The organism is Pseudomonas sp. B424, assembly GCF_055408345.1.
In genome coordinates, this window is the sequence record NZ_JBUZTL010000022.1 from 64,007 (window position 1) to 78,460 (window position 14,454).

Annotated in this window: 22 protein-coding genes; 2 read left to right on the forward strand and 20 right to left on the reverse strand. The window is 57.3% G+C overall.

Annotated features, from left to right (window positions below; genetic code table 11):
• Position 1 precedes the first annotated feature (1 nt).
• The 14 genes from ACZRMS_RS20945 to ACZRMS_RS21010 all read right to left on the reverse strand — a co-directional run bounded on the left by ACZRMS_RS20945 (position 2) and on the right by ACZRMS_RS21010 (position 9,248).
• Entirely contained in the window at positions 2 to 319 is a 318-nt protein-coding gene (locus ACZRMS_RS20945) for a phage tail assembly protein (protein WP_463996895.1), read from the reverse strand.
• Positions 320 to 349: 30 nt separating this feature from the next.
• Positions 350 to 865 (reverse strand): phage major tail tube protein, encoded by a 516-nt coding sequence (locus ACZRMS_RS20950; RefSeq protein WP_463996896.1) that lies wholly within the window; start codon positions 863 to 865, stop codon positions 350 to 352.
• Positions 866 to 880: 15 nt separating this feature from the next.
• Complete coding sequence (locus ACZRMS_RS20955; protein ID WP_463996897.1) at positions 881 to 2,050, reverse strand: phage tail sheath protein; 1,170 nt, start codon at positions 2,048 to 2,050, stop codon at positions 881 to 883.
• Positions 2,051 to 2,196: 146 nt separating this feature from the next.
• Positions 2,197 to 2,622, reverse strand: a complete 426-nt coding sequence (locus ACZRMS_RS20960) for a tail fiber assembly protein (RefSeq protein WP_463996930.1) — start codon at positions 2,620 to 2,622, stop codon at positions 2,197 to 2,199.
• The gene (locus tag ACZRMS_RS20965; RefSeq protein ID WP_463996898.1) at positions 2,622 to 3,854 is read right to left on the reverse strand and encodes a phage tail protein; all 1,233 of its coding nucleotides are present in this window, start codon (positions 3,852 to 3,854) and stop codon (positions 2,622 to 2,624) included. Before ACZRMS_RS20965 ends, ACZRMS_RS20960 begins: the two co-directional genes overlap by 1 nt.
• Positions 3,851 to 4,468, reverse strand: a complete 618-nt coding sequence (locus ACZRMS_RS20970) for a phage tail protein I (RefSeq protein WP_463996899.1) — start codon at positions 4,466 to 4,468, stop codon at positions 3,851 to 3,853. Before ACZRMS_RS20970 ends, ACZRMS_RS20965 begins: the two co-directional genes overlap by 4 nt.
• Positions 4,465 to 5,379 carry a baseplate J/gp47 family protein gene (locus ACZRMS_RS20975; RefSeq protein ID WP_463996900.1) on the reverse strand — a complete coding sequence of 305 codons (915 nt, stop codon included), beginning with the start codon at positions 5,377 to 5,379 and terminating at the stop codon, positions 4,465 to 4,467. Before ACZRMS_RS20975 ends, ACZRMS_RS20970 begins: the two co-directional genes overlap by 4 nt.
• Positions 5,376 to 5,720: a GPW/gp25 family protein gene (locus tag ACZRMS_RS20980; RefSeq protein ID WP_463996901.1), complete on the reverse strand. Its 345-nt coding sequence runs from the start codon at positions 5,718 to 5,720 to the stop codon at positions 5,376 to 5,378. The genes ACZRMS_RS20975 and ACZRMS_RS20980 overlap by 4 nt, the downstream gene beginning before the upstream one ends.
• On the reverse strand, positions 5,717 to 6,289 hold the full coding sequence (locus tag ACZRMS_RS20985; protein ID WP_463996902.1) for a phage baseplate assembly protein V: 573 nt from the start codon (positions 6,287 to 6,289) through the stop codon (positions 5,717 to 5,719). Before ACZRMS_RS20985 ends, ACZRMS_RS20980 begins: the two co-directional genes overlap by 4 nt.
• 1,251 nt (positions 6,290 to 7,540) lie before the next feature.
• Positions 7,541 to 7,849 carry a hypothetical protein gene (locus ACZRMS_RS20990; protein ID WP_463996903.1) on the reverse strand — a complete coding sequence of 103 codons (309 nt, stop codon included), beginning with the start codon at positions 7,847 to 7,849 and terminating at the stop codon, positions 7,541 to 7,543.
• Between the two features lie 76 nt (positions 7,850 to 7,925).
• Complete coding sequence (locus tag ACZRMS_RS20995; RefSeq protein WP_463996904.1) at positions 7,926 to 8,123, reverse strand: hypothetical protein; 198 nt, start codon at positions 8,121 to 8,123, stop codon at positions 7,926 to 7,928.
• Between the two features lie 52 nt (positions 8,124 to 8,175).
• Entirely contained in the window at positions 8,176 to 8,385 is a 210-nt protein-coding gene (locus ACZRMS_RS21000) for a hypothetical protein (RefSeq protein WP_463996905.1), read from the reverse strand.
• A gap of 88 nt (positions 8,386 to 8,473) precedes the next feature.
• On the reverse strand, positions 8,474 to 8,758 hold the full coding sequence (locus tag ACZRMS_RS21005) for a helix-turn-helix domain-containing protein (RefSeq protein WP_463996906.1): 285 nt from the start codon (positions 8,756 to 8,758) through the stop codon (positions 8,474 to 8,476).
• Positions 8,759 to 8,918: 160 nt separating this feature from the next.
• A complete protein-coding gene (locus tag ACZRMS_RS21010) occupies positions 8,919 to 9,248 on the reverse strand; it encodes a type II toxin-antitoxin system RelE/ParE family toxin (protein ID WP_463996907.1) in 330 nt (109 codons plus the stop codon).
• A 755-nt stretch (positions 9,249 to 10,003) separates the two neighbouring features.
• Here ACZRMS_RS21010 and ACZRMS_RS21015 point away from each other — a divergent pair.
• Both ACZRMS_RS21015 and ACZRMS_RS21020 read left to right on the forward strand, forming a co-directional pair.
• Entirely contained in the window at positions 10,004 to 10,354 is a 351-nt protein-coding gene (locus ACZRMS_RS21015; protein WP_463996908.1) for a DUF6124 family protein, read from the forward strand.
• Positions 10,355 to 10,630: 276 nt separating this feature from the next.
• Complete coding sequence (locus ACZRMS_RS21020; RefSeq protein ID WP_463996909.1) at positions 10,631 to 11,203, forward strand: hypothetical protein; 573 nt, start codon at positions 10,631 to 10,633, stop codon at positions 11,201 to 11,203.
• A gap of 35 nt (positions 11,204 to 11,238) precedes the next feature.
• Here ACZRMS_RS21020 and ACZRMS_RS21025 read toward each other — a convergent pair whose 3' ends face one another.
• The 6 genes from ACZRMS_RS21025 to ACZRMS_RS21050 form a co-directional block, all read right to left on the reverse strand.
• Positions 11,239 to 11,928, reverse strand: coding sequence for an NYN domain-containing protein (locus ACZRMS_RS21025; RefSeq protein ID WP_463996910.1), 690 nt, complete (start codon positions 11,926 to 11,928; stop codon positions 11,239 to 11,241).
• A 208-nt stretch (positions 11,929 to 12,136) separates the two neighbouring features.
• Positions 12,137 to 12,595 (reverse strand): phage virion morphogenesis protein, encoded by a 459-nt coding sequence (locus ACZRMS_RS21030; protein WP_463996931.1) that lies wholly within the window; start codon positions 12,593 to 12,595, stop codon positions 12,137 to 12,139.
• The gene (locus ACZRMS_RS21035) at positions 12,585 to 13,067 is read right to left on the reverse strand and encodes a phage tail protein (RefSeq protein ID WP_463996911.1); all 483 of its coding nucleotides are present in this window, start codon (positions 13,065 to 13,067) and stop codon (positions 12,585 to 12,587) included. Before ACZRMS_RS21035 ends, ACZRMS_RS21030 begins: the two co-directional genes overlap by 11 nt.
• Positions 13,064 to 13,270 (reverse strand): hypothetical protein, encoded by a 207-nt coding sequence (locus ACZRMS_RS21040; protein ID WP_463996912.1) that lies wholly within the window; start codon positions 13,268 to 13,270, stop codon positions 13,064 to 13,066. The genes ACZRMS_RS21035 and ACZRMS_RS21040 overlap by 4 nt, the downstream gene beginning before the upstream one ends.
• Positions 13,267 to 14,109 carry an N-acetylmuramidase domain-containing protein gene (locus ACZRMS_RS21045; protein ID WP_463996913.1) on the reverse strand — a complete coding sequence of 281 codons (843 nt, stop codon included), beginning with the start codon at positions 14,107 to 14,109 and terminating at the stop codon, positions 13,267 to 13,269. Before ACZRMS_RS21045 ends, ACZRMS_RS21040 begins: the two co-directional genes overlap by 4 nt.
• Positions 14,106 to 14,420: a phage holin, lambda family gene (locus ACZRMS_RS21050; protein ID WP_463996914.1), complete on the reverse strand. Its 315-nt coding sequence runs from the start codon at positions 14,418 to 14,420 to the stop codon at positions 14,106 to 14,108. The genes ACZRMS_RS21045 and ACZRMS_RS21050 overlap by 4 nt, the downstream gene beginning before the upstream one ends.
• Positions 14,421 to 14,454 lie beyond the last annotated feature (34 nt).

Genomic DNA, 14,454 nt, shown 5'->3' on the forward strand with positions numbered 1-14,454 from the left:
TCTACGCAACGAGGAATACTTCCGCCTTCGCCGACTTCTGCAACAAAAAACCGGCGATCTTGCTGCCGACGGCCAGCAGGTCGGCGGGGTCCATGCTGGCCGCTTCCGGGGCAGTAATGCCCGGGCTGCTGATACGCGGGATCACCTTGATCAGGCTGGCCACGTCCAGGTTCAGCAGGTCAATCAACAACACACCACGCAACTCACCCGACGAGGGTTTGCGCAGGGTGATGCAGGTAATTTCCGAGGTGCCGCGTTTGATTGGCTGGTCGAGGCTGACGCAGTTGTCATCGATGGCAGGGGTGTCGTTGGTTTTCATAAAAGGCTCCGGGGGAAAGGGTTATCGAAGTTATAGGCCGATGGCGCTGCGCTGTTTTTCCAGCATGTCTGCGCCATTGACCTTCTCGATAAAATTGAGCAAGTCGACCTCGATGATGTCTGCGTTATCGACGGTCAATTTGTAGTAAGTGCAGGTGGTTTTGATGCTGTGCTCAGTGTCATCACCGGGCTTGGCTTCGCCCATCTCAATGGACTCATGCCGACCACGTACCACCACCTCCACGGCGCTGACTTCCCCCGTGTCGTCCTGTTCAAAGGCGCCGGAAAAACGCAGGGCAACGCCCGAGGCATTGACCGCACCAAATTGCTTGAGCGAGATCAGATCAAGGCCGCCGGTCTTCCACTCAAACTGAATGCCGTCGTCGGAAAACCCAAGATCCACCTTCACCGGACCATTCATGCCACCGCCGCGATAGGCCTCCATCTTGCGGCCCAAGGCAGGCAAGGTGACCGACTTGGCGACACCGGTGTAACTGTTGCCATCGTTGAACAGGTTCATGTTTTTCAGCTTGCGGGGCAGGGCCATGGGAATGCTCTCCGTTTAACGGTTGATCTTGCTGGCGAAGTCGATCAGGTAGCGGTCGGTGATGCGCTGGCGCAGGGTCAGGTCCTCCAGTGGCGGCACCGGGGTGTAGTCGTAATCGAGGTAGAGCTTGCCGGCCTTGAGCGTGTCTTTGCTGTTGATATCGTCCGGGAACCAGCAACTGCCACCCATCAAATAACCCTGCGAGATCAGCTCGCGAAACTTGGCGTTAACCCCCTCAACAATGTCGCGCACCAGTGAGGCGTGCATGGGTTTGTCCACCGCCCACATATGCGCTTCGGCGATGGTGTCAGCGAGGATTTGCGCGGTGCGGGTGTAGTTTTCAAAGGCAAACAGCGGGTCGTCGGAACAGGTGCGGCTGCCCCAGAAGCGATAGCCGCCCTCGTTGATCAGCGTGGTGACTTCGTTGCTGTTGAGGTAGTTGGCATCGGTGGCCGGGTTCTGCAGGTCCCAGAACACGTCGGCGCTGATGCCGGTGACGCCATTGACTGCGACGTTGGACAGGGTTTTGTGCCAGCCCACCTCCTGATCGATCTTGGCGCGCAAGCCCAGGGCGCGGGCCACGGCTGATGCGACGTTGGTTTTGCTGGTGGCAGTGTTGAAGTTGAGAAAGTCCGGCCAGATCACCATCACCTCACGGGCACCGAAGTTCTCGCGGTAGGCGACCACTTCCTCTTTGGTTTTGCAGTCCCAGGCGCTGACATAGGCAAAGGCCCGCAGTTGCTGGGCAGTGCTCACCAGGGCGGTGGCCACCGGCAGGCTGTCCAAACCCGGCACACCAATAATGCGCGGCACCATACCCACGCGGGCCTTGGCAGCGAGCAGGGCTTTCATGCCGGTGTATTTACCGTCTGCGGTGGTAGTACCGATCATGGCACTGGCAGTCTCTGCATCGTCGGCGCCTTGCTTGACCCGTACCACGATGGTGTAAGGCCGGGTCTGGTCAGCGATGGCTTGCAGGCTGGCGGCGAGGGTGCCCGCGACCCCGGCTTTGCCGACAGCGGTTTGTACATTGGTGATCAGTACCGGCGTATCCAGAGGGAAGAATGCCGCGTCCGCATCTTCGGCGGTACAGACCATGCCGATAACGGAGGTGGGGATGGTGCGAATGGGACGGGTGCCGTCGCTGAGTTCGAGGACCCGCACCCCGTGAAGGTAATCGGCCATGGGTTGTGCCTGCGCAGTGGAATGACACTGCACAGGCTGACGCGCGCATGGCGATTGGGCGAGCAGTGAGGCTTGTAATCAATACAGCTACAGGGCGTTGAGGGGCGACGCTCTGAATGCTTGAGCCGGAAGGTTGCATCTTTCTTTTAGTTGGGGGCAGAGGGCCACTCAGGTTCCGCCGCAGACACATCGACCTCTTTCAGTGCCCGATAATAGGCCTGCCATGCTTTGGCAATGGCGATTTCCTCGTCTGTTGCATTACCCAATTGCAGCGCCACCATCACTGGGTTCATAGACTGTGCCGCAAAGGCAATAAGAGATGCCCGCTGCTGGGTGTTGCTTGCGATTATTTCAGCGGCGGTGGGTACATGGGCAACCGGGGCGGCGAACGCTGAGCCGTCATAGGTCCAGCCCTCCACAGGCATTGGGTTCTCCCCGGTAATGTCCACCAGGGTCAGGACAAACTCTGCGGTGTATCGCTGCTCAATGGGCACCTCTTCACTGCTTTCGTTGACGTAGGGGGGAATGATTTCCACCACCATCGCGCTATCCACTCGCGCATAAATCTTCATCACGCGTACTCCCAAATGATTAACGTACCGCTGACGCCTGCGTTGCCCACGGTCGCGGCAGACGAGGGTGCCGAATACCCGCCTGCGGCGCCTGCGCCCTTCTGGCCAAGCAAGCTGACAGCGGACTGGTTCAAGGTGCCAATCGATGCCGCCGCCAGAATCGCGAACGGGGGCATCGTGCCGGCCGCCGCTATGATGTTGCCGCCCGTTGGAGCACTGGCGGGCCCGCCGCCGCTGGCGTTTGTCACTGTCCCGACTTGTCCGAGGCCCGAGCCACCGCCCCCGGGAATGGTCATTACGGCACCGAATGATGTCGTGCCTCCGGCTCCGCCGTTGCTTGAGTTTGAGCCCGCCGCGCCGGCAGCACCTATCACCACAGCCACGCCTGTAAACCCTGCGGTGAAACGGCCTTTTGCGTAAGCGCCCGGTGCGCCAGAGGCCGAAATACAGCCTGCACCTGCCGGTGTTGAAGGCAGCCCGCCCGAGCCACCGCCGCCGCCCACGCCTTCGACGATCACACTGGTGGTGCCTGGGGTGGGCGTGTAAGTGCCATTGGTGTTGAACGTTTTTACGCCAATCAGGCGCCCTGACGCCTGACTGTTCAGCAAGTCGTCGATCTGGTTTTTGGTGTAAGCATCCTCGATGCCATTGCCCGCCAGTGTGTCTGGGTTGCTGCCCTCCATCACGATGCCGCGCTTGTCGATCTGCACCTTGGTGTAACTGCCCGGGATGCAGGTTGGTGGCAGTGCCTCAATGAGGCGTTCATCCACATATTGGCGGGTCGCAAGCACCACGCTCGGGTCGATCTTGAGGGTGACATTGGCCGCACTGGTGACGATGAAATTCATCCGCACCACTTGGGTCTTGCCGCTGCCTTGGGCAAGCAAGGGTTTGAAACTCGGGGCGCAGTTGGCCACCGCCACCAGATCACCGTCTGCGTCATACAGGCCGATTTCACGAATCCACCAGCCGCCGACGTTTTCCGGGATCACCTGTTCGGCAATGATCACGTTGCTGTTTTTCGGGTCGATCCTGACCTGATTCAGCGGCGCCCGGCGTTGCTCGTTAATCAGCTTGGTCTGGGCGCGATCGGGGATCGGGTCGGCGCCACCGGCATCGCCGACGCCCATTTGCGCGAACGTCCACGGCACGCCCAAGGCATCAGCATTGGATTGTTTGGCCTCCCCCACCGCAGTGAGGATCGCCATAAACTGGCTGTTTTGATCAATCATGGGTACACGTCCAGGGTTTCGATTTGATGTTCCCGGCCGACCGGACCGAAGTGGCCCGTGACCTCGATGTCGCGCGGCGCAGGCGGATACACGTCGATCACCTCGCCCTCGTACAGGCAGGAGTAAATGTTGAGGTTGCCGGTGCTTTCGAGGCTGATCACCAGCTCGGTCAGAGTGCGGCTAAGCGGTTTGGCGTCGTCGATCAGGGCCGTCAGCTCCCGGTACATGTCCTCGGTGATGCCGGTTTCCAGCACGCCGACCTTGAGCGCGAAGGTGCCCGGCTCGCCCAGCGGCACGGTCTGCCACCACTCGATTACCTCAAGTAAATAGCCCAGCGGCTCCACCACCCGGCGCAGCGCGCCGATGGTGCCTTTGCGTGAGTGGATGAAAAACGACGCACGAATCGCAGCGCGCTTGGTAGCGTCCGTCCACTTACCGTCCCAACGGTCGACCGACAACGTCCAGGCCAGATACGGCAGCAACTGCGTAGGGCATGTGTTGGGGTTCCACAGCTGACGCAACGGAACGGGCACATGTTGAATTTGCGCCAAGGCTTGGGCTGCTTGACGCTCCAGAGGGCTGGCATTGCGCGGCAACAGCGGCAGTTCGGTCACGGCTCGACGCCCAGAGAGAGGTCAACGGACGTGCAAAAGGGCGCTTGATAGGGCGTGGCGTTTATATCCGCCCAATTGAGCAGTTCCACCTTGCGCACGCCCTCAACATGCAGGGCCGCATGCAAGGCCGATTCCGACACTTGCATGCCTAAACGGCGGCGCTGATGCACATAGGCCAACAGGCGTTTTTCAGCGGCGACAAAGATCGGTTCCGATTCAGGCCCGGTGGTGTTCAGGTAGAGCTTGGCGTTGACCTGATAATTGAGGATGTCTGCGCCCTGAACCGTCAGGCGATCCGCCACAGGGCGACGGTTGTCATCGCTGAGATAATTTTGCACGGCGGCCAGCAGCGCCGGCCCGGCGCTGCCATCGCCCAGCAGGGCTTGCACAGTGACCACCACCACCGCAGGGCTGGGGCTTTCAGCGGTAGCGTCACCCACCCGGCCATCGGCGGCACGGGCGTGAATGATGTAACTGTTACGCGGACCTGCCGTGCTCAGACCTTCCCATGCCATTTGCGCGCGCTCACGCAGGCTATCGTTGCTTTCCATCACCCGGGCCATGGGTGGGCTGGCCTTGGGATTACCTTCCTGAATCACCAGGCGCTTAACGTTGAAATTGGCAGCGAGGTTGTCCAGGTCGTTGTCGGTTGCCAGTGACAACATATTGGCCACAGCGGCTTCATTCACCCGTTGCCGCCACAGGGTTTCGCGGTAGGCGTTCTCCTGTAGCAGCTTGGTCAGTGGCTCGGATTCCAGATCGAGCCGTGCTGCGATTTCAGCCTGCTGCTCAATCGGCCAAAGGCGGATGGCATAGGTTTTTCGGTCTGCAAGAATCTGCTCGTAATCGATCTGCTCCACGATTTGCGGTGCGGGCAACAGGCTGAGGTCGATGGCGGCAAAGGTGTTCATGCGCTGCCCCCTAATTGCAGGGGAAGGCTCATGCTCAGCGCCTGATTGCGGTCAAGGACGCGGCCTTCGATCCCCATCACGACCTGGCCCTGCAGGCTGGCACCCTGAAGCTGAATACGGGTGAGGCTGACGCGCGGCTCCCAACGCATGATCGCCATCACACTGGCGGCATACACCCGTAAGCGCGTGGCGTCGTTAAACGGTTGGTCCACCAGCTCGGGCAGCAGGCTGCCGTATTCGCGGCGCATTACGCGGGTGCCGAGGCGAGTGGTCAGAATGTCGCTGATGGACTGGCCGATATGTTCGACCGTACTGATAGCGGAGCCGTTTTCGCGGTTCACTTAGGCACCTCCGTCTGAGCGTTGCCTTTCATCACGCCACCGTGGGTGTGTTTGACCAGGCTAATGCCAGCGGCCACCACATCCTCGGAAACAGTGACCGTGCCGGTGACGGTTTGATTGCCGGTTTGGATGTAATCGCCCTGATGGGTGATAGGGCCAATGAGGGTGATGCCGCCGGTGCTGACCAGGTTCGTGGTGCCGCCGTCTGCCAGCACCGCGTTTAAATGGTGGGCAACGCTGTCGTACTCGATCATCGTGCCGTCGCGGTAAGTACGGCGGTGCAGGCCTTCGCGCTCGCCGTTGGCTGGGTGCGCGGTGCTGTAGATGCCGGTGAGGGCGATGCCGTTTGCGAGCTGGCCTGAGGGGCTGAACAGGATTACTTGTTCGTCGACTGTGGGCGGGTCCCAGTCCGTATCGGTCCCGGCGCGCAAGGTGATCCAGGGTAGCCAGCCGGTTAGCAGCTCGCCAGTTTTGACACGCACACGCGGCGGTTTCATCTGGGTTTCGGCAATGGTGCCGAAGCGGATGAGGTTTTCGATCATGCGTGCGAGGGCGGGGAGGTTGGTCATGGCGCCGATGGTGGCGCTACGTGGGTGGGAGTGCAGCAGGCAGGGGGTGTAGAGTTAATCTCTACAACCGAGCGGAATGAAAACGCCAGTTAAGCGCTATTTTTTTTGAAAAAAAACCCCGGCCGAAGTCGAGGCTTCTCCTTATCTGCAGTGCTTACATGTCGCGGTCAGCCCACAATTCTTTGAATAGACGAAACGCCCGATGCAAAGTTAATGCGAGTTGCGCAACCACGAATAGAGCCTTCATGTCGGCAATCCATGTAAGGCCATCCTCTTCCTCTGTACTTGGCGGAGTACGTACAGAGTTGGGTTTTGCACGTCAGTGCATCCACGAGGTGACGTAATTTTGGTGGTCCCTTCTGAACAAGTCCGCACGGTCCCTTAACTCCGCATCAGAAGGCCCCAGATCGGCAGCGCTGAACAGCTATCAATGTGCTACATCCGCAGTATACGGGGGCTAGTGCCTTGTGCAACGTAGGATCTCGGCTTGAATCCATGTTTGATTTGTGTATGAAAGTGGAAAAAGTAACGTAGGCTCCATGGGTACGGCATTAGACCGTTCGTCACCAAATTTTGTCATCCCTAGATATCTTCTATGAGGAACCAGACCACAAGTTCTTGCTGACATGAAGTCCTATCCGTAAGATGGATATACGTCAGTGCATCCCACGAGGATGTCGAGCGTTGACCTAACCGACGCTCACGGAAAAACCGCCTCCCTAAAGGCGGTTTTTTTTGTCTGTGATTTAGTCGCAGCGGCGGGTCACAGCTCTACTGCAAAACCCCGCACCCCAGTTCTTCGGCAAATCGGCCTACCGCCGTCAGGCTGGTCCAGGTGCGGATCACTTCGCGGCTTGAGCGCACTGGGATTAGCCGGGAGTACGGCCCGCCGAGCCTGACGGGAAACGTCCATATCGTCTGATTTGCGTGACAACTGAAGGCAAACTCCCGGGCCGCGTTTTGTTGCACCAGGTGCTGCAGCGGTCTTCGTGAATTCCTTCGCCAATCATTTATCGAGCACGACCGGTAAATGGCGTAGAACTGCTGCTAGCTCGCGCCAAGGGTGCTGTGCCACTTCGGCGGCGCCTATGCAATCAGCCACATGAGCAAAAGGAATGTCTGCCTCTTGGACGCTTTGGCAGACACCGCAAAGCGTGCACGTCACGCCTTCATACTCCAGAACCCATTGAATATGCCAACACGTTAGCCCGAGCTCTAAGCCGTAGTGAGCAGTGGAACCGTCACGGCTGCTCATTCTGGTACCACGCCAGACGGGCCACCCAAGGTGGACGCTTCACACATAAAGGCTGCGGCCTGTTGATGGGTCAACATCCCGTCGCGAGCCATTGCGTTTAACCAGACAGAGAACCGTGTCGCGCTGCGCGTCTGCTGTTGCCCGACCGCCTGCAGGTGATTGAGTAACTGGGACTCAAGGGTATCGGGTGTAATGTCCAACAGTTCAGACTTTAGGGCCAGTGCGATGCGCTCGGCCAGTGCTGCTGTATCAGGGGATAGCGTGCGCAGAGCGCGCTGATAAGACGGAGTGACGGGTAACGGCATGGTGAACTCTTCCTGTTCCGGGTCAGTGGCCTCCAGTGTGGGGGCCGATTTGACATAACGGCGTTATTCGCACTGCTTAATACTTGTAATCCGGCAAAGGCTCGTCATCACCAAGCCAGCCCAAAATATAACGCGACACAAGACCATCCATTTCCTGCGATGCGGCGGTGGCCGCGCTCAACATTACCCAACCGCCTTTGAGGTGGCTATTCACCATGCTTTGCTGAGTCAGCTCACGCACCTGCTTTACATCACCAATCAAAAAATCTGCCATCGGTATTACTCCTTGTAGGTGATGGCACAGTGTAGTCACTTGGCTGGGGCTATCAGATATTTGCGAGCCGTAGCTCGTACGACCGTTCAACACGGCCCTGCATTGCCCTAGCTTCTTCTGCGCTGATCAGTCCGTCGGTATGCATCTCACTGACCTGTAGGCACAACGATTTTCGCCACGCATTGAGCGACCCCGAAAGCATCATGCTTAAATCGCTTTCCCATTCGACCAAGCGTTCAGCCTTTTCATTTGTGTTCGTCATACTTTCGTCCTTGTGCGCCATTAAAACGAAAAAAGGCCAGCCACATCATGGCCAGCCTTTTTGCTTGCTTGATACCACCACCTGAAAATCAGGCTGCCTTGTTACTGATGCGAACTTCGAGTTCCAGATCTGCACTGGCCAACATATTCACCAAAGCATCCAGAGAAAATTTTTCAATTTTCCCCTTAAGCAGATCATTCAGCCTTGGCTGAGTGATATGCAGCCGCTGGGCCGCTTCTTTTTGCGATACATCCCAGGCTTTCACAACCCGTCTGATGGCTCGCATCAACTGAGAACGGACGCGCAGGTTCTCGGCTTCTTCTGGCGTATCAACCAACGCATCCCAGACACTGGTAGGGCGTTCGTTTGACATACACTTTTCCTCTGATCAATCACTTGCTTACTAATTTTTGGACAACTGTTTTGCTACAAGTTCTTTTAAAAAGTGACAGGAATATATTTTTTGAGTCAGGTCATAGCTAGGGCTTTACCCCTTCACCGTTGGTAAAGGGGATCGCCACGCCACCCTACGCTCAACCCAGCAATTTGTATCTGGTTCTACCCAGATCCAAATCACGCTTTTCCGTCTTTTGAGTGGTTTTACGGAAGGCATGCAACACATAGATTGCTTCCGGCCGATTGACCACATAAAACACGCGAAAAGCCCCGTCATCACATGCAATCCGGATTTCCTGAACACCCTTGCCAACTGATTTCATTGGCTTGAAGTCGTCAGGTTCTTCCCCTTCCTGCAGTAGTTCTAGCTGAAAACCCGCTCGCTGCCTAGGCACTTCGGGGAAGTCCCGCAGGTCTTGCAAGCTACTTCCAACCCACGTAATTTCCTTCATTTCTCGGTTGGGCATCGCTGCACCTCCGTCTTATCAAGCATTTTAAGCATCTGAAAGTAGTCATCGGTCGCTCCCTCTCTGGTCAAAAATCGAACAGGCATGTTGCTAGTCTCAGCTATGGATTCGCGTGTGCGAATCCGTGCCTGCTAGAGAAACTTTATATCTGTTTCGATATAAAATCAAGCTCATTTCTCATGGCTGTGTTGCTGACATCAAAAGCAGGGGCCTTCATGCATGCGGAATACTCGAAGTGAGGCTACCAGTCCTTCAGCGGCTCCTTTTCTCGCTGCAGTGCGGTCAGCCGCTTCCTGACGGTACCGGTGAGCCTGTGTGGGTATCTGTCTCAGCTCCTGGCGAAGGCGAGTTTGATCGAGAGGCTTCATTCCTAGATGTTCATTCTTCGTATGGCAGTTGAAAATTGGAGGTGAGCTTACCGACAGAAAATCAGGACTTTCGTACGACGTTTCGCTTTCCATCTCGCGAAACATCCGAGAAAATCCCGCTCGCTTGCGCCTGCCAAAATCGGGGAATAGTCTCGGCCCATCGCTGCAAAATCAGCGGTCGGGTTTAGTCGCCCGTAGTGAAACCAGGCGCACAGCGCCACCTCAAAGAGGCGTTTTTTTGCCTCCGCTTTTTGGTGGCCGTGCGTAGGGCGCCTTAGGGCGCGCCGGGTTCCTGGTTTCTCCGGTCGACTAACCTGCGTACGGCTGCCACCCATTCGTTTGGTCGCGATAAGTGACAGCTCCTCTTAGAATCCAGGAGTTAGCGCAATGAAAAAAGTCGCCCCCGATCCCCCTTCATTTACCCTGCAAGATGCTGCTCAGTGCGATACACAGTCGCTGGACCGTGCCGCCGCTGATCGTGCGCTCAATTACTACCTGCAAGACCATTTGCCTGCTCGCCCTATGAGTACGGCGATGTTTGCCATCCCGAACAGTGTCAATTTAGAAGCGGCTTTGGCCCAAGCATCAGACTTGTTGTGCTGTGCGGTTGCTTCGGCGAGTGAGGCGGGGGATGGTTTGTGCGGGGCCGAGCGCGATCGGGTGTTGTCGGTCATGCACCTGGTGGAGCTGGCCAGGGCGTATGTCGATAAATCGTTGGACGGTGTAGCGATGCACTGATGCAGCACGCGCCTGATTGGCGACAGGCGCGTTATTGATATCTGGGCGTGGAGTTTTTAATACCGTGCTCACTTACAGATGTCATGCACCAGATGTTGCTTCGTATCCTGATGACCCCCTTCCTGTATCACAGCAGCAAAGCTTTAATCCGCTCCTGTGCCACGTTATTCATTATTAGGTATAGGCTTTCCGATTCTGCGGGTGCGAGCGCCTTGAGCAGTGCGCCGGGTGTAATGTTTGGCAACCGCAGTATCCAAACAGATTAAGTGATCGATAATGAAGAATCTTGTTCTATTCACCGCTTTGTTAGCGCCTGCCGCCGCCATGGCAGAGGTTTGCGATATGACCGAATTCAAAAAAATTGACCAGCGCTATATCGCCGCCGCGCCTGCCTGCATCGCAAGTAAAGACTACTCAAGCGTGTCATGTGCACGTATGAAAGAACTGACCCTAGACCTATTCCAGGCCAGTGCCTCAGTTAAAGCCATCGGGTGTGAAGATGTTCCTTATGAGGAGGATCCGCGACTTGAGCCGCTGAGGAAGCAGGTGTTTGCGCTCGAGAATGCTGAAAGGCAGGCACAGAAATTGGCAGAGGAGAAGAAAGCCAAGGCAGTGCCGAAATCTGATAATGGTGCAGAAGCTTGTAGCCGGCTGATGAAAGATATTGAGCAAAAATACGATGTCACTGATCTTAAGCTGCTTATAAACAGAGCTGACATGTCAGCTTTTTATCCGATCATGCCTTGCACTTACGAGGCCATACGGCCAACGGTGTATGGCAATACTCGAGTGATCATCGAAGCCGTTCTTAACCTGTCGAACAATCGGTACCAGATAAAAATACACTGAGGGCGACCTTGTCAGAGGTTGCCAATGGTTTCGCGTTACCAGTATTCAGGCTTGATGGCGGGCTTTTTGAGCGTAGGGACACGTGTGGGGAACTGATGACGGGCAAGTTCTTCAACCGTTACAACGTGACGCATCCAGTGTGAATGGGCTTTGAGAGACCCGGGGGGCGCTCGTTTGATACCTTCACGGTGAGGCAAAATCACCCCGATCCGCAGTTCTGGAAAGTCTTCTCGCAGCGCTTGCAAGGCGGGGGTCATATCGGTGTCGGCGGATACCAGGACAAACTGCTGAATGCGTTCATGCGGCTTCAAGCTGGCTTGCCGGGCAGCAAGTCGATACAGGCTGATTGCGATATGAACGTCTGTTTCCTTTTCTTCAAGCTTCCAGATATCGACTTGATCGAGTCTGGAGGCTGGTGTTTTCTTGTCAATGAAGCGAGGCGCTTTGCCCGGTTCCAATTGATGGCGCCCGTAAGTCACGCTGACACCCCGTGCAATCAAGGCGCGCAAGTAACTGTCTTGAGCTTCTTTGGAAAGGTTGCCACGACTGGCAAGGGAGGGTTTTACACCTGAAGTGAAAAAGCTGACGGATATCAGGGTATTTTCAGGATGTTCGACACGAAGGATATGTGCCAGCAATGACGGCAGATCAAGCCATTTGTACTCGGTACCTGCGAGCAGGCCATAAAACAGGTTATATCCGTCTACAAAGCACGCTGTACGCAAGATAGCCAACCCCTGAAATCGAAAAAACCGGCGCTAGGCCGGTTTTTTCACCCCAACAGCCAGCGAACTGAATCACTGCGTACGGGGCTGAGTAGTGATCCAATAATGCCACGGTCAATGGCGATGTCAACGTTGCTAGGTGTGCAGATGTTTATGTGTGTTTGAAACCGGCGCTGGTAGGGCGTGAACTGTATCCATGCAATATGCGTCATTGCGTCAGGTGAGCTAACAGATCATCCCGAATCACCTCCAGATCCGACGCCGTAAATCCCAACAATGCCCTCTGTTTGTAGCGAACCTGCGGTGCATTGGCTCCGGGGCTGTCCTGTAATCCGTGCTGATGCACCCGCGCAATTCTTGCCACACGCCCGCTAAACCCTACGGTGATCGACTGCCCATCGCCCTTGGCCTTCAGATAGCTGGCCTTGGGCAGTTTCTGGAACATCTTCGCCTGACGCTTGATCCGCCCTTTCTTGCCTTTCAGATCCCGTGTCTTGCGCGCCGCATACGGGCTGCCATCGGGATTACGCTGCTGTTTAACCCGCTGTTGTTGGCTACGACGCAGCTTCTGCGCCAATGACCGGGCCAATTTGCTACGGGCAGCGGGCTCCAGTTTGCTGAGCAGCACGCCGGCCCAGTCTTCCAGTGCGTCCAGGTCATTGGCCATCATGGATCATCCATTCGCCGTCGAGGCCCAGGCTGCCAGGGCGCCATGCGGGGTCGAGGTAGTGGGCGACCCGCTGCGGTTCGCGGGGGTGTTTGACGGTGGTGTTGCCGGCAGCGTCCTGGCCCACCACGACACGCTCGGTCAGCGGTAAACGAATGCTGAGGTCGACCTTGCTGTTGTCCAGCACATCCGCCTCAAACTTGATGCCCAGGGCGGACTTGTCGAGGTTTTCCAGCAGTTCGGACTGGTTGACGCTGACCCAGCCCAGCAGCGGCAGCATCACGCTGTCGGGGTGGCCGGCGTAGTCGGTGAGGATGATTTGCAGGTCGAAGCTGTATTCAAACGACAGGCTGGCCGCTGCGGTGCAGCGCACTTTGCCGTTGTCGATAAAGATCAGCATCCGGTCGGGGTTGTGCTTGAGTTCGGCAATGGTGGCGAGCAAGTGGGCGCGAAGGCTGTCGGGTTTGTTCATGCGCGGTACCAGCCCCGTCGGTTCATGGCGGCGATGTCCAGATGCTCGACCGGACCACGAATAATGATGACCCGTGCATCGGGCTGCACATGGCGCAGCGCCTCGATCAGGTCGTGCATGCCTTCGGTTTCGGTGTTTTCGGGCACCACCAGCAGGTCGCCGTCTTGCACGCGCAGGGCGCGGACTTCATCGAGATCGATCATGCCGCCACCGCCTGACCACAACCGCAGTCTGCATGCCGTTCAAAGGCTCGCTGCAGCTTGATGTCGTACACATTGCGTTGGTAGTTCGGGCCATTGTAGAGCTTGGCGAAGTCAGCCCATTTACGTGCTTTGAGGGCTTTGTGCAGCGCCGGGTCGGCTTCTATAAAGCGCACAAAGGCGTCGAATTGCTGCGACTCGTCGGCGCTCATGGCCGCGACAAAGGCTTGCACGCTGGCATAACCCAGGCGTTGCCAGTGAAAGCCCATGATCTGGAACGCGCCCCAGGAGGCGGACTCAAGGGCGGCGTTGTCGTCGATCAAGCGCGCATGGCTCAGGCGCTGGTGTTCGGCGCTGCCACCGGCATAACCGCCGGGTTTGGGGTTGACGATTGCGGGGTTCAAGGCGGCCAGTTCATCGGCGTGCTGCTTAAGCTGGGCCGGGTCGTCACCCTTGTGGCGAGCGGTGGTCAGTTGGCGATACATGATGTGCCGTTCAAACAGGATCACCGGTTTGCCGTTGTCGAGAAACCCCTTGCCCTTGGACTCCACTTCGTTGACCGCGTAGACGCTGGCCAGCGGCACGTCGAGGCGCTGAGCGGCGTTAACCAGGTCATGGTTTTTCAGTAGTCGCTGGCAATCGCCACCGGCCAGGCTGCCGAGGGTTTTACTGCCAGCAACGCCGTCGGCCACCAGACCGGCTTTCAACTGATAGGTGCGCACGGCGGCTTCGGTCAGGTCGCCGTATGCGCCGTCGGTGTTGAGCTTGGCGCCGTGCTTGTTGAGGTTGGTTTGCAGGATGCGCACCGCTTGCGAGCGGTCGCCGTGGCGCAGTGTGTTCATGACGGTTCTACCTTACGGATGAAAAACTTTCTGGCCGCAGCGCGGGTGCCTTCCACGCCGAGCAAACCGATTACGCCGCCGAAAAACGGGGCGGTGGTAATCGGCACGCCGATCAGTGCCAGGCCGTGGCTGGCGGTGAGTGCCAGGGCGCCGCACAGCGGTGCCTCAATCAACACGCGCCGCAATGTGCCGCCGCCATACATCACCCGCAGGGCCGCGATGACCAACGCCAGGGCGGCGGCATATAGGGTCGGCCAGTTCTGTTCGAGCCAGGTGGCGAGCCAGGCCCAGGTGTCGGGACGTTCAGGCATGGGGTGTTTTCCTTTGTCCAAAGGGCGTGGGTTT

Bases quoted from the DNA above. Each gene is read 5' to 3' on its own strand.
- ACZRMS_RS21050 (WP_463996914.1), bottom strand. From the start codon at position 14,420: ATGCCTGAACGTCCCGACACCTGGGCCTGGCTCGCCACCTGGCTCGAA.
- ACZRMS_RS21000 (WP_463996905.1), bottom strand. From the start codon at position 8,385: ATGACGAACACAAATGAAAAGGCTGAACGCTTGGTCGAATGGGAAAGC.
- ACZRMS_RS20945 (WP_463996895.1), bottom strand. From the start codon at position 319: ATGAAAACCAACGACACCCCTGCCATCGATGACAACTGCGTCAGCCTC.
- ACZRMS_RS21040 (WP_463996912.1), bottom strand. From the start codon at position 13,270: ATGATCGATCTCGATGAAGTCCGCGCCCTGCGCGTGCAAGACGGCGAC.
- ACZRMS_RS20985 (WP_463996902.1), bottom strand. From the start codon at position 6,289: ATGACCAACCTCCCCGCCCTCGCACGCATGATCGAAAACCTCATCCGC.
- ACZRMS_RS20955 (WP_463996897.1), bottom strand. From the start codon at position 2,050: ATGGCCGATTACCTTCACGGGGTGCGGGTCCTCGAACTCAGCGACGGC.
- ACZRMS_RS21015 (WP_463996908.1), top strand. From the start codon at position 10,004: ATGAAAAAAGTCGCCCCCGATCCCCCTTCATTTACCCTGCAAGATGCT.
- ACZRMS_RS21010 (WP_463996907.1), bottom strand. From the start codon at position 9,248: ATGCCCAACCGAGAAATGAAGGAAATTACGTGGGTTGGAAGTAGCTTG.
- ACZRMS_RS21030 (WP_463996931.1), bottom strand. From the start codon at position 12,595: ATGGCCAATGACCTGGACGCACTGGAAGACTGGGCCGGCGTGCTGCTC.
- ACZRMS_RS21020 (WP_463996909.1), top strand. From the start codon at position 10,631: ATGAAGAATCTTGTTCTATTCACCGCTTTGTTAGCGCCTGCCGCCGCC.
- ACZRMS_RS20975 (WP_463996900.1), bottom strand. From the start codon at position 5,379: ATGAACACCTTTGCCGCCATCGACCTCAGCCTGTTGCCCGCACCGCAA.
- ACZRMS_RS20990 (WP_463996903.1), bottom strand. From the start codon at position 7,849: ATGCCGTTACCCGTCACTCCGTCTTATCAGCGCGCTCTGCGCACGCTA.
- ACZRMS_RS20960 (WP_463996930.1), bottom strand. From the start codon at position 2,622: ATGAAGATTTATGCGCGAGTGGATAGCGCGATGGTGGTGGAAATCATT.
- ACZRMS_RS21035 (WP_463996911.1), bottom strand. From the start codon at position 13,067: ATGAACAAACCCGACAGCCTTCGCGCCCACTTGCTCGCCACCATTGCC.
- ACZRMS_RS21005 (WP_463996906.1), bottom strand. From the start codon at position 8,758: ATGTCAAACGAACGCCCTACCAGTGTCTGGGATGCGTTGGTTGATACG.
- ACZRMS_RS20995 (WP_463996904.1), bottom strand. From the start codon at position 8,123: ATGGCAGATTTTTTGATTGGTGATGTAAAGCAGGTGCGTGAGCTGACT.
- ACZRMS_RS20965 (WP_463996898.1), bottom strand. From the start codon at position 3,854: ATGATTGATCAAAACAGCCAGTTTATGGCGATCCTCACTGCGGTGGGG.
- ACZRMS_RS20950 (WP_463996896.1), bottom strand. From the start codon at position 865: ATGGCCCTGCCCCGCAAGCTGAAAAACATGAACCTGTTCAACGATGGC.
- ACZRMS_RS21045 (WP_463996913.1), bottom strand. From the start codon at position 14,109: ATGAACACACTGCGCCACGGCGACCGCTCGCAAGCGGTGCGCATCCTG.